At 45.7% G+C, this 11,492-nt stretch carries 11 protein-coding genes; 1 reads left to right on the forward strand and 10 read right to left on the reverse strand.

What is annotated here, in order from left to right; translation table 11 throughout:
• Positions 1-8 precede the first annotated feature (8 nt).
• From GPA07_RS16345 to GPA07_RS16360, 4 genes are read right to left on the reverse strand one after another with little or no spacing between them, the layout of a single operon-like run.
• Positions 9-1,274, reverse strand: coding sequence for a peptidase (locus GPA07_RS16345; protein ID WP_008355788.1), 1,266 nt, complete (start codon positions 1,272-1,274; stop codon positions 9-11).
• Between the two features lie 14 nt (positions 1,275-1,288).
• Positions 1,289-1,954, reverse strand: coding sequence for a 3-oxoacid CoA-transferase subunit B (locus tag GPA07_RS16350; RefSeq protein WP_008355786.1), 666 nt, complete (start codon positions 1,952-1,954; stop codon positions 1,289-1,291).
• Entirely contained in the window at positions 1,930-2,616 is a 687-nt protein-coding gene (locus tag GPA07_RS16355; protein ID WP_157292984.1) for a CoA transferase subunit A, read from the reverse strand. Before GPA07_RS16355 ends, GPA07_RS16350 begins: the two co-directional genes overlap by 25 nt.
• Before the next feature lie 13 nt (positions 2,617-2,629).
• Positions 2,630-3,994 carry an aspartate aminotransferase family protein gene (locus GPA07_RS16360; RefSeq protein ID WP_157292985.1) on the reverse strand — a complete coding sequence of 455 codons (1,365 nt, stop codon included), beginning with the start codon at positions 3,992-3,994 and terminating at the stop codon, positions 2,630-2,632.
• Positions 3,995-4,185: 191 nt separating this feature from the next.
• On the opposite strand from GPA07_RS16360, the gene GPA07_RS16365 reads away from it, so the two are divergent.
• The gene (locus GPA07_RS16365; protein ID WP_157292986.1) at positions 4,186-5,844 is read left to right on the forward strand and encodes a PucR family transcriptional regulator; all 1,659 of its coding nucleotides are present in this window, start codon (positions 4,186-4,188) and stop codon (positions 5,842-5,844) included.
• Here the strand turns inward: GPA07_RS16365 and ablB are convergent.
• The 6 genes from ablB to purM all read right to left on the reverse strand — a co-directional run bounded on the left by ablB (position 5,839) and on the right by purM (position 11,462).
• Positions 5,839-6,684, reverse strand: coding sequence for a putative beta-lysine N-acetyltransferase (gene ablB / locus GPA07_RS16370; RefSeq protein WP_157292987.1), 846 nt, complete (start codon positions 6,682-6,684; stop codon positions 5,839-5,841). The genes GPA07_RS16365 and ablB overlap by 6 nt on opposite strands.
• 15 nt (positions 6,685-6,699) lie before the next feature.
• The gene (locus tag GPA07_RS16375) at positions 6,700-6,945 is read right to left on the reverse strand and encodes a hypothetical protein (protein ID WP_232532065.1); all 246 of its coding nucleotides are present in this window, start codon (positions 6,943-6,945) and stop codon (positions 6,700-6,702) included.
• A 69-nt stretch (positions 6,946-7,014) separates the two neighbouring features.
• A complete protein-coding gene (gene purD, locus GPA07_RS16380; RefSeq protein ID WP_157292988.1) occupies positions 7,015-8,289 on the reverse strand; it encodes a phosphoribosylamine--glycine ligase in 1,275 nt (424 codons plus the stop codon).
• A gap of 12 nt (positions 8,290-8,301) precedes the next feature.
• Positions 8,302-9,840, reverse strand: coding sequence for a bifunctional phosphoribosylaminoimidazolecarboxamide formyltransferase/IMP cyclohydrolase (gene purH, locus GPA07_RS16385; protein ID WP_071167950.1), 1,539 nt, complete (start codon positions 9,838-9,840; stop codon positions 8,302-8,304).
• Positions 9,841-9,855: 15 nt separating this feature from the next.
• A complete protein-coding gene (gene purN, locus GPA07_RS16390; protein WP_008355770.1) occupies positions 9,856-10,425 on the reverse strand; it encodes a phosphoribosylglycinamide formyltransferase in 570 nt (189 codons plus the stop codon).
• Complete coding sequence (gene purM, locus GPA07_RS16395) at positions 10,422-11,462, reverse strand: phosphoribosylformylglycinamidine cyclo-ligase (RefSeq protein WP_008355767.1); 1,041 nt, start codon at positions 11,460-11,462, stop codon at positions 10,422-10,424. The genes purN and purM overlap by 4 nt, the downstream gene beginning before the upstream one ends.
• Between the last annotated feature and the right edge of the window lie 30 nt (positions 11,463-11,492).

Below are 11,492 nucleotides of genomic sequence, written 5' to 3' on the forward strand. Positions count from 1 at the left end.
TGCGCTCATCAATCAGCTGCTTCACACCATTTCACGATCGTGCCCGCAATAATTTCTGCTGCTTCGATGACATGCTCTATATCAATGGATTCATTCGGATAATGGGCAAGCTCCGTTGTTCCAGGTCCAAACACAATGATCGGGATACCTGCTGCCTGTGACAGTAATCCGCCATCTGTTCCCCAAGGGGCAGCTTCCACCTTTGGCGGATGCTTTAATACCTCTTCATATTGTTCCTTCAATAGACCTAAGAGCGGATGATCTGTATCAATTGACCCCGGGAGCCATCTTGCACCAAACCATTCGACCTCTACAGGATGTTCTTGGAACCATTCATCTTTCTCCCCAAGTCCCGCCATCCAATTCTCTAGTTCCTTCTCTGCCTGTTCCACCGTCTCACCCGGCATCACACCGAGTCTGCCTTCCATTGTGACAAGGTCTGCAACAGAAGACGGCCAATCACCGCCTTGAATTTTCCCAATGTTGATGGGGACCGGAATCGGGATATGCTGAAATAGTGGCTCCGTTATTCGATGATTTCTTTCTTCTTCTAGTGCCGCTATATGAGAAAGAACCAGGGTACTCTTTTCAATAGCGGAAACGCCGTGATACCTTGTTCCGCCGTGAGCCGCCCTTCCTTTAATATGCAGTCTGAACCACTTTGACCCTTGCTGAATCGGAAAGATTTTCATATGACTTGGTTCTGGAATGATCGCAGCATCTGCTGTGTATCCTTTCAGTATCGCTGCAAGTGTGCCTGCCCCGCCGCTTTCCTCTTCAACCACGCTATGAAACACCACATCTCCTTTCAGCGGAATCTGAAGCGCATGCAGTGCCTCAAGGGCAAAGAGTAAAGAAACGTTCCCGCCTTTCATATCTGTTGCCCCGCGTCCATAAAGTCTCCCATTTATGATATGCCCGCTGTATGGCGGATATGTCCATTGTTTCGCATCTCCTTCTGGGACAACATCTACGTGCCCATTTAATAAAATGGATGTTCCATTGCCTTTTCCTTTCAATCGTCCAGCAACATTAGGACTTCCTTTAAAAGAACGGCGAGGGGAATAAAAATAAGGATGTTCCAGTAACTCCTCGCCGCCGATTTCCCAAACATCTACATCAAAGCCTATGGCCGACAGCTTATTGGCCACGATGTTTTGTACTTCCTGTTCATTTCCTTGTGTGCTCTCGCATTGCACCATTTGCTGAAGAAGTGTAATGGCTTCCTCCTGATGCTCTTTCATCCAGTTTCTGATACGTGTGATTGGCTGCAAGTTGGTCATCCTTTCTACACAACAGATTTGACATCAGGCGCTAATATTAAAGGAGCTTCTGTCGCCCTCATAACATCTTCCGGCTGAAACGGCGGCATGACTTCACGCAAAATGAGTAGCTGAGACTTAACCTCGATCACCGCCATATCGGTAATAATCAAATCGACACAAGATTTAGCGGTTAAGGGCAGTGTACAAGCCGATTTCACTTTAGATCGACCTTGTTTATCCAGATGGCTCATCACCACCACCACCTTTTTCGCTTTTTGCGCCAGTTCAATCGCTCCGCCCATACCAGGCACTCTTTTACCCGGTACAATCCAATTGGCAAGATCCCCCTGACTGCTTACTTCAAGTGCACCCAAAATCGTCATATCAAGCATCCCTTTTCGGATAATGCCAAAAGCCGTCGTGCTGTCCATGTAGGAGCCGCCTTTTATTAACGTAATGGGAAAACCGCCGGCATTGCACAAATTCGGATCTTCTTCCCCTTGCAGGGGCGAGGCTCCTGCCCCCATAATGCCGTTTTCTGCATGCAGCCACACCTCGTAATGTGCGGGGATGTAATCGGCCGCTAGGGTCGGGATGCCGATCCCAAGATTCACAATCATGCCATCTTCAATTTCCTGTGCCGCTCTTTTGGCAATGCAGTGTCTTAAATCGATGTCTCCCATGCCCATGTCCAGTTCACTCCTTTTGATTGCACGATCTGGTTCACAAATACGCCCGGCGTCACGATTTCTTCTGGATGAAGCTGTCCCACCGGCACAATCTTTTCTGCTTCCGCAATGGTCCAATCGCCTGCCATGGCGACAATCGGGTTTGTATTTCGTGCACTTTTATCAAAAATCAGATTTCCCGCTTCATCCGCTTTATAGGCATTGACGATGGCAATATCCGCCGTGAGCGCAGGCTCAAAAATATAATTTTTCCCATTTAACGGAACCAATTGTTTCTCCTCAAGGTTCAGACTATCCATTCCGACATCTGTCACAATGCCCGCCAGCCCCATCCCGCCTGCTCTGATCTTTTCTGCAAGGATGCCCTGCGGGTAAAAAAGAACGTCTAATGTACCTGCCTGCATTTTCTGACCGGCAATCGGATTCGAACCAATATGAGAAGCGATGATTTTTTTGACTCTTCCTTCTGTGATAAGCCGGCCCACGCCAATTTGGGGAAAGCCTGCATCATTTCCGATCAATGTCAGATCTTGAATATTTGCTTCCAAAATGGCATCAATCAACGATGGTGGTGAACCCACACCGCCAAATCCGCCAAACATGATGGTCATCCCATCTTTCAATCGCTTGATCACTTCATCAAAGCCCACCGTTTTGTTCATGTTCCTTCCTCCCCTACATAGCAGATGGGAAAAACCCTCGATTGATGACTTCTTGTTCGACCTGCGTGATGGTCTGCCCAAATATATAAATAAGTTCATCCATCTCCTGCTGCGTAATAGAAAGCGGCGGTGCAATCATGACAGCTGCGCCGCCCACTCCATCCTCTCCAGCGCTTGCGGGATACACGAGCAATCCGTTTTGCTTTGCCGTTTCAACGACAAGATTGGTCATCTGGGCATGTGCAGGAAATGGCGTTTTGGATAAACGATCTGCGACAAACTCAATGCCAATGAGCAATCCCTTCCCTCTCACATCTCCTATAATGGAATGTGTTAATTGCAGTTCTTTTAAAGCATTTATCAGGTATCGCCCAGAAAGATCAGCCCGTTCGGCCAGCTGATGTTTTTTCATATACCGAATGACCGCAAGTGAAACGGCTGCTGAAAGCGGATTGGCACTATACGTGTGGCCAGCCATCACAGAGCCTGAACCACTGAGAATCGGCGCAATCACATGATCCGCTGAAACGGCGGCCGCAATCGGTGAATAGCCTGCACTCATTCCTTTTCCGAGAACCATGATATCTGGTACGACACCCCAATGCTCCATCGCAAACGTTTTCCCAGTTCGTCCAAAGCCTGTCATGACCTCATCTGCAATCATTAAAATCTCGTTTTCTTCGCAGACACGCTTCATCGCCTCGAAATATCCGTCTGGCGGAACAAGCGCCGCTCCCGCTGCTCCAACAATCGGTTCTGCAATGAATGCGGCAATCCTCTCTTTTCCTATACGCTGAATGACAGTCTTAAATTCCTGGACATACCACTCAACCTGCTTGCTTTCTTCTTTTGGCAGCCATGACCGGTAGTTATAGGGCGGAGACAGCACCGGGTGTTTTTCAAGCAGTGGTTCAAAGCGCTCTCTCCTCGCAATATGACCGGACATCGACAGTGCACCAAGTGTGATGCCGTGATAACTCATCCATCTTGATATGATGTGATTCTTTTCTGCCTTTCCCTGCTCCTGCCAATGCTGAATCGCCATTTTCATAGCTGTCTCCGTTGCCTCTGATCCGCTTCCTACAAAAAAAGACCAGTTCAGGTTACCTGGGCAAAGTGTACTCAATTCATACGCAAGTTCTTCCGCTGGTTCATTTGTAAATTGTGACCTGTACGTAAAGCTCACCTTTTTCGCTTGCTCGGTCATCGCTTCAATAATATCTGGTATGCCATGTCCAATACTTGCCGTGACTGCCCCCGATGAGCCGTCTATATATTTTTTTCCGTCCCGATCATATAAATAAATCCCCTCTCCTCTCACAGCCACAGGATATTGCTGATTCAACATCGGTTTGATTAGGTAATCCCGGGTCTCCACTTTGTCATTCCTCCCTCTCTTATCAGCAGCTGTCTCTTTCTTTTTACATGAATCGCAAGAAAATTTTGTATACTTGTTATAAGATTAGCTTAATCAAGAGGGCAGTCATCCTCCATTCGACACATGCCCGAATTTCACACGTGTTTTTTATACATGATGTATAAGAGTGTTCAAAAGGAGGTCATGAGTCTATGGCGATTCTCGTCAAAGATGCACTCTCGCTCGATATGATGAAAGAAACCAAACTGCTTGCTGGAGAAAATGGACTGGACCGCCTCATTCAGTGGGTAACCATTGTGGAGATTATCGAGGACACTTCCAGACTGTCCGAAGGGGAATTACTCGTCACAACCGGGTTTGGGCTTGCAGAAAATAAAGAAAGATGCGCTCGCCTTGAAGAATTGATTCAATCCCGTCGACTATCAGCCATTGCCATTTATAAGGGCGTCTACTTAACAGAGATTCCTGCCTCACTGATTAAGGCAGCCAAAAAAAGCGGCATTCCGCTCATTGAAATTCCGCCGCACGTCAATTTTTCAGACATTACAAAAGCCGTCCTAGAGCAAATCGTTAGCAGTCAGCTCCATCAACTCAAATATTCTTCAGCGATTCATCAAAGACTGACCCATTTAAATGTGAGCAATAAAAATGTCACGCAAATTACGGATGAACTGGCACATCTTACTGCGGCAAATATCGTCGTTCTTGATGTGTTTTTGCACCAAACAGCGGCTCATCTCGAAACAGATCACGTAACGTATTCTCCTGCTTTTGGCTTTCTAATAGATGACGAACCAATTGAAACCGCTCCACTTCTGAAGCAGGCAGAGGAGAAAGGGAGGCTCATCTATGACACATGCGGTGCGTTTGTTCTGGCTGCGTGCCCCGTGATTGCAATGGGCGATATTTTCGGGTTTATTGTGGCTTTAAAGAAAAAGGAGATGTGGCATCATCTCGATGCGATTGCCATCGAGCATGCCGGGGCGGTGTATGCCATTGAATGGCTGAAACAAAAAGCCATTCAAGATACAGAAAACCAAATGCAGGGACATTTGTTAGATGACATGCTGCAGCAGCAATACACAGAAGAAAGCTATGTCATCGAACAAGCAAGAAAGCTGCAATATGATATGAGCGAGGAACAGGTCGTCATCTACTTTCAATTTCAGCATCAGCACACGCAGCTCGATCACCAGATGGTGCAGCGCCTCTCTCAATTGCTTACATCCATTTTTGAACGCAGACATATCCCTTTTTTACTAAAGGCAAGGCTTGATTCCATTTTTGTCCTGACACCCGCCGGGAAGAAAACGTTTCAAGAATCAGAGTGGTACAGCGCATCAGAAGAATGCCGCAGCACTTGGTCTTATTTTTTCCCTGTCCATCCCATTGTGATTGGCATCGGAAGAGCTTATGACCAGATCAGTCTCTTTGCCAAAAGTGCAAAAGAAGCCCAGTATGCAGCAAGGCTTCTTCCTCTTTTAAAGACAGACGAAAGCATCATTCATTATCAGAAGCTCGGCCTATATGGCATGCTGCTTGAAATGAACGAAGCAGGAATGAATTTGCATGACTTTTACGTGGAGCTGTTAAGCCCTCTGCTTTATACGAAAAAACAAGGGGCTGACCTGATTCATACACTCGAAGTGTATTTGGCACACAATGAAAATATTCAAAAATCCGCGGGGGAATTATTTATTCATCGACATACGTTAAGCTACCGGTTGAAACAAATTGAAACGAGAACAGGCTGCAGCCTCAAATCCACTGATGATCGGATGAAGTTGCAGCTTAGTATCATGGCGTACCGCCTATCTGGTCTGCTTGATCAGATGAGAACCATTTCATGATTCATTTGGCGTTTTGACCCATAGATTCATATCTTCAATTTTGTCAAAAATATAGCAGTTGTTTTGAAAGCGTCCGGTATACGTATACCCAAGCTGATAAAACACTTGATTCATTCCATAGGACAGTGCACGTGCAAGAGAATAAAAGACATAAATGTGCATGGATTGAAGCTCTTTTTCGAGCGCTAGAATCAAATGATGCATGAATCCTAGTTTTCTGTATGTGGGAAGGGTTGCACAATCGGTTAATTCTGCATGACCATACGGTGCATTGATTTCAGCAGATGCCGCACTCACAATATGACCGTCATGTTCAACGGCATAAAAAACCGTCCCTTCCTCCATGACCTTTTGAATATAATCCGGCTTATTCATTGGCGTGGGGTACGTTTCAAAGACCGTATCATAGAGCTCTGCCAGCTTGTGAATGTCCTGCGTATCGGCTTTCCTTATCACATACTCATCCTGCCACACGCTCTGATCTTTTTTGATCGGCTTTTCTTGAATAGACGCAACAATTTCATCTTCCTTCAGCCAATAGGGGCTGTCCATCCGATCTTCAGTCAGAAAGAGCGACATGCCGTACGCATCACTTCCGAGAAAATAATGAGAAAACACCCCTTCAAGCCGAAAGCCTTTCTCTAAAAAAAGAGGCAGATGCTCACGCCTTACTTTTACAATGACCTTAGAAGCCTTGCAGTCCGCCGCTTCCTGAAGTACGGTCTGAATCACATCCCGAACCCTGCCGCTGTAATCATCTAAACGAATTCGCTCATTAAATCCATCCATACAGATCAAGGCAGAAAAACGCTCGTTTGCAAGTTTCTTCAATTGCACCATACACTCATTCCCCTCTTAGCTAATGAAAGACTTCCAAATTAAAAATGAAGAAATAGCAATGCCAGAAAAAATGGAAATGATCATATAACTGATGGCTAAGCCTTTTTTCAATTTATTCTGCTTAATGGCAATCAACATGATGTTATTTATTGTTATGAGAAATAAAATAAGTATAACGATCGCAAAGATGATAAATGCTTTGATTTCCATGTTTCCTCCGTATATCAATTCGTGATCGTATACTACTTCTTCATATTCCATCCGCATCCCTTCTCATGAACAGAAGAAGAAAAACACCTTTCCATCTCATCAGATAGAAAGGTGTTTTGATTAAACGGTTTTCCTCGCAGCCTTCAGCGCACGGGCGCCAATGTCACGGCGATAAAATAAACCTGGTTGAATGATTTCTTCAACCGCTTCATACACTCTTGATCTTGCCGCTTCAAATGTGTCATCAAATGCGGTCACATTTGCTACACGTCCGCCATTTGTGACGAATTGACCGTTTTCCTTTTTTGTTCCTGCATGGAAGGTCACCACATCAGAAACGGTTGTTTGCAAAGCACCGATTGGCGTGCCTTTTGCGTAGTCCTCCGGGTATCCTTCTGAAGCAAGAACCACACTGACAGCGGCAGTGTCTTTCCACTGCAAGTCCACATCTTTTCCGTCTAGAATATCGAGGAATACTTGGACTAAATCTGATTCAAGACGAGGAAGCACAACCTGCGTTTCAGGGTCACCAAAACGTGCATTAAATTCAATGACCTTTGAGCCTTCTGGTGTCAGCATTAAGCCCGCATATAAAATACCGGTAAACGGACGTTCTTCCTGCACCATTGCACGAGCAGCCGGTTTGACGACGTCTTCCACCGCTTTTTGTACGACTTCATCTGAAATTTGTGGAACGGGTGAATAAGCACCCATACCGCCGGTGTTTGGTCCTTTGTCATCTTCAAATGCCCGTTTATGATCCTGTGCTATTACCATCGGATACACCTTTTCTCCATTGACAAAGGCCATCAGAGAAAACTCTTCACCTGTTAAAAATTCTTCAATGACAACCGATGCACTCGCATCGCCAAACTTTTCATCCTCTAAAAAGTCATGCAGGCAGTTAATCGCCTCTTCAAGCGTCATTGCCACTGTCACGCCTTTTCCTGCCGCGAGCCCGTCGGCCTTAATGACAATCGGTGCACCCTTTTCTTCCACATATGCCTTTGCTTCTTCAAACGATGTGAAGGTGGCGTAAGCGGCTGTCGGGATATCATAATTTTTCATTAAATCCTTAGCAAATTCCTTTGAGCCTTCAATGACTGCGGCTTTTGCATTCGGTCCAAATACTTTTAGACCTGCTTCTTCGAATGCATCGACGACACCTGCAATTAACGGAACCTCTGGGCCGACAATCGTTAAGCCGATATCGTTTTCTTTTGCAAAACGAATTAGCGCCTCATGATCTCCTTCGTCGATCGGTACAAGCTTCGCAGTGTCTGTCATTCCATCATTGCCGGGTGCGACAAATACTTGGCTGACAAGTTCACTTTGATTCACTTTCCATGCGATGGTATGCTCTCTTCCGCCTCTGCCGATAATTAATACATTCACACTGTCATCCCCTTAATGTTTGAAATGTCTAACGCCAGTGAAGACCATGGCGATGCCGTATTCATCTGCCTTTTGAATCGATTCTTCATCACGAATAGATCCGCCCGGCTGAATGATCGCTGTTACGCCTGCCTTTGCAGCAGCTTCCACTGTATCGCCCATTGGGAAGAACGCATCAGAACCCAGCGCACTTCCTTTTGCCTTTTCACCTGCTTGCTCAATGGCAATGTTAGCGGAGCCGACGCGGTTCATTTGACCAGCACCAATCCCTACGGTCATTTGATCCTTCGCTAGAACGATCGCATTTGATTTCACATGCTTAACGACTTTCCATGCGAGCTTTAAGTCTTTCCATTCGTCATCAGTTGGCTCTCTTTTCGTCGGGATCGAGATGGTCGCTTCATCTAAGCCATACGTGTCGATATCCTGAACGAGCAGTCCGCCATGAACACTCGTCAGCTGCTTTTCTTTTTTCTCAAGATCCGCATCGACATCAAGTGTTAAGAGACGAAGGTTCTTTTTCGCTGTTAGCACATCAAGTGCTTCTTGGCTGAACGATGGAGCAATGACAATTTCTAAGAAAATCGTATGCAGAACGTCAGCCGTTTGTTTGTCTACTTCACGGTTCAGCGCAACAATGCCGCCGAAAATAGACGTTTCGTCTGCTTTAAATGCACGATCAAATGCTTCTGCAATGGTTTCTCCTGTACCAACACCACATGGGTTCATGTGCTTCACAGCCACAGCGGCCGGCTCTGAGAATTCACGTACAATTTGAAGAGCGGCATCTGCATCTTTGATATTGTTGTAGGAAAGCTCTTTTCCATGTAATTGTGTCGCTGTTGCGAGCGAGCCTTTGCTTGGAAGGGCATTTTCATAGAAAGTCGCCGCTTGGTGCGGGTTTTCTCCATAACGAAGGGATTGCTTTTTCTCAAATGTGACAGTGAACTGTTCTGGCTCTGTTTCACCAACATAGTTCGTTAAGTAATCCGCAATGAGGGCATCGTAAGCAGCCGTATGACGGAATACCTTTGCCGCCAGCTCACGTTTTTTCTCTAGCGGCACGCCGCCTTCTTTGATTTGCTGAATGACTGTATCATAATCTCGAGGGTCCACAATCACGGTGACGTCCTGATGGTTTTTTGAAGCGGCACGAAGCATGCCCGGCCCGCCAATATCAATGTTTTCAATCGCTTCTTCATATGTTACATCGTCTTTTGAGATTGTCTCTTTGAAAGGATATAGATTCACGACAACAAGATCAATCGGCTGAATGCCGTGCTTTTCGATCTGTGCCATATGCTCATCGTTTTCTCTCACTGCTAACAATCCACCATGAATGTTCGGATGGAGTGTTTTGAGTCGTCCGTCCATGATTTCTGGGAATCCCGTCACTTCAGAAATTCCAATGACATCAATGCCGTTCTCTTGAAGAAGTTTGTGTGTACCTCCAGTTGAAATCACTTCAACGCCAAGTTCTGTTAATTCTTTCACAAAAGGTACAAGATTCGTTTTATCGGAAACACTGATTAATGCGCGTTTGATCGTCATGCCTTTGTCACCTCATTAAGATAATTCTAAAAGTGATTTGATCACTTTTGGATATAGTGTATGTTCTAATTCGTGCATTCTTTTTTCAATGGATTCAAGCTCTTCCCCATGTTCAATGTAAATCGCCGCTTGGTCAATAATCGGGCCGGTATCCATGCCTTCGTCGACATAATGAACTGTGATACCTGCCACTTTGACCCCTGCTTGATAGGCTTGCCCAATGGCATCAAGCCCCGGGAATGCTGGCAGTAAGGACGGGTGAATATTCACGATTTTCCCTCTGAATGCGTCAAGTAATGTCGGACCGATCAGTCTCATATACCCAGCAAGGAAAATCCATTCTACTTCATGCAGCTTCAGCTGTTCAATGATCGTTTGTTCAAAAGCCGCTTTACTAGGGAAAGCCTTCGGTGTAAAAGCAAAGGACGGAATCCCCTCTTTCTCTGCCCGCTCCAGCACCTTCGCACCCGGTTGATCACAGATCACAATGGCGGCCTCTGCCTGCCACTGTTCTTCCTTTAATGTATCCATAATGGCTTGAAAATTTGTCCCGCTTCCAGAGGCGAAGATTGCAAACTTCTTCATGAGAGACTTCCACCACCGAAAGTGACGCCTTCTCCCTTTTGAACTCGTCCGATGAGAAATGCTTTCTCTCCGTCTTGTTCAAGTCCGCTGATCACATCGACGAGATCATTCTCTTTGACTGCTAAAACAAAGCCGATACCCATATTAAACACGTTGAACATGTCTTCTGCTTTCAATTGTCCTTTTTCTTGAATAAAGGAGAAAATCGGCGGAACTGGCCATGAGCCATTATCAATTTCCACACCAAGTCCTTCAGGCAGCATACGTGGTAAATTCTCAATAAAGCCGCCGCCTGTCACATGTGCCATGCCGTCAATCTTGCCGGCTTTCACTTGTTTGAGGACTGGCTTTACATAAATTTTCGTCGGTTCAAGAAGCTCTTCTCCAAGCGGTCTTGTAAAAGGTTCATATGTTTGGTGAAGATCAAGACCAGCGTCTTCAAGCAATACTTTACGTACAAGAGAATAGCCATTGCTATGAATCCCACTTGAGCTGAGTCCAATGAGTAAATGCCCTTCTTTGATACTCTCTCCTGTCACGATTTCATCCTTTTCAACGACGCCTACAGAAAACCCAGCAATATCATATTCTTCTTCTGTGTAAAGACCCGGCATTTCTGCTGTCTCTCCGCCGACAAGCGCCGAACCAGACTGCTCACATCCGTCAGCTACACCTTTCACGATGGATTCAATTTTCAAAGGATCTGCTTTTCCGACTGCTAAGTAATCTAAGAAAAAGAGCGGCTCTGCTCCTTGTGCAAGCACATCGTTCACACACATTGCGACAGCATCTACACCGATCGTATCGTGTTGATCCATTAAAAATGCCAGCTTTAATTTCGTACCAACACCATCTGTTCCTGAGACAAGAACGGGCTTTTTGTATGGCAGTTCAGATAAATCAAACATACCGCCAAATCCGCCTAGAGCCCCCATGACACCTGCTCTTTTTGTACGTTCTACGTGTGTTTTCATTCGTTTAACGGCTTCGTATCCTGCTTCGATGTCGACACCGGCGTTTTTATATGCTTCTGACATCCCATTCACTCCTTTTATCTGCTTGTCTTT

It is taken from the genome of Bacillus sp. ms-22 (genome assembly GCF_009759805.1).
Taxonomy (GTDB): Bacteria; Bacillota; Bacilli; order Bacillales; family Bacillaceae; genus Bacillus; species Bacillus xiamenensis.

Excerpts from the sequence above, each read along its gene's own strand:
- ablB (WP_157292987.1), bottom strand. The coding sequence starts at position 6,684 with ATGGTGCAATTGAAGAAACTTGCAAACGAGCGTTTTTCTGCCTTGATC.
- GPA07_RS16355 (WP_157292984.1), bottom strand. The coding sequence starts at position 2,616 with ATGAACAAAACGGTGGGCTTTGATGAAGTGATCAAGCGATTGAAAGAT.
- GPA07_RS16365 (WP_157292986.1), top strand. The coding sequence starts at position 4,186 with ATGGCGATTCTCGTCAAAGATGCACTCTCGCTCGATATGATGAAAGAA.
- purM (WP_008355767.1), bottom strand. The coding sequence starts at position 11,462 with ATGTCAGAAGCATATAAAAACGCCGGTGTCGACATCGAAGCAGGATAC.
- GPA07_RS16375 (WP_232532065.1), bottom strand. The coding sequence starts at position 6,945 with ATGGAATATGAAGAAGTAGTATACGATCACGAATTGATATACGGAGGA.
- purH (WP_071167950.1), bottom strand. The coding sequence starts at position 9,840 with ATGACGATCAAACGCGCATTAATCAGTGTTTCCGATAAAACGAATCTT.
- purN (WP_008355770.1), bottom strand. The coding sequence starts at position 10,425 with ATGAAGAAGTTTGCAATCTTCGCCTCTGGAAGCGGGACAAATTTTCAA.
- GPA07_RS16350 (WP_008355786.1), bottom strand. The coding sequence starts at position 1,954 with ATGGGCATGGGAGACATCGATTTAAGACACTGCATTGCCAAAAGAGCG.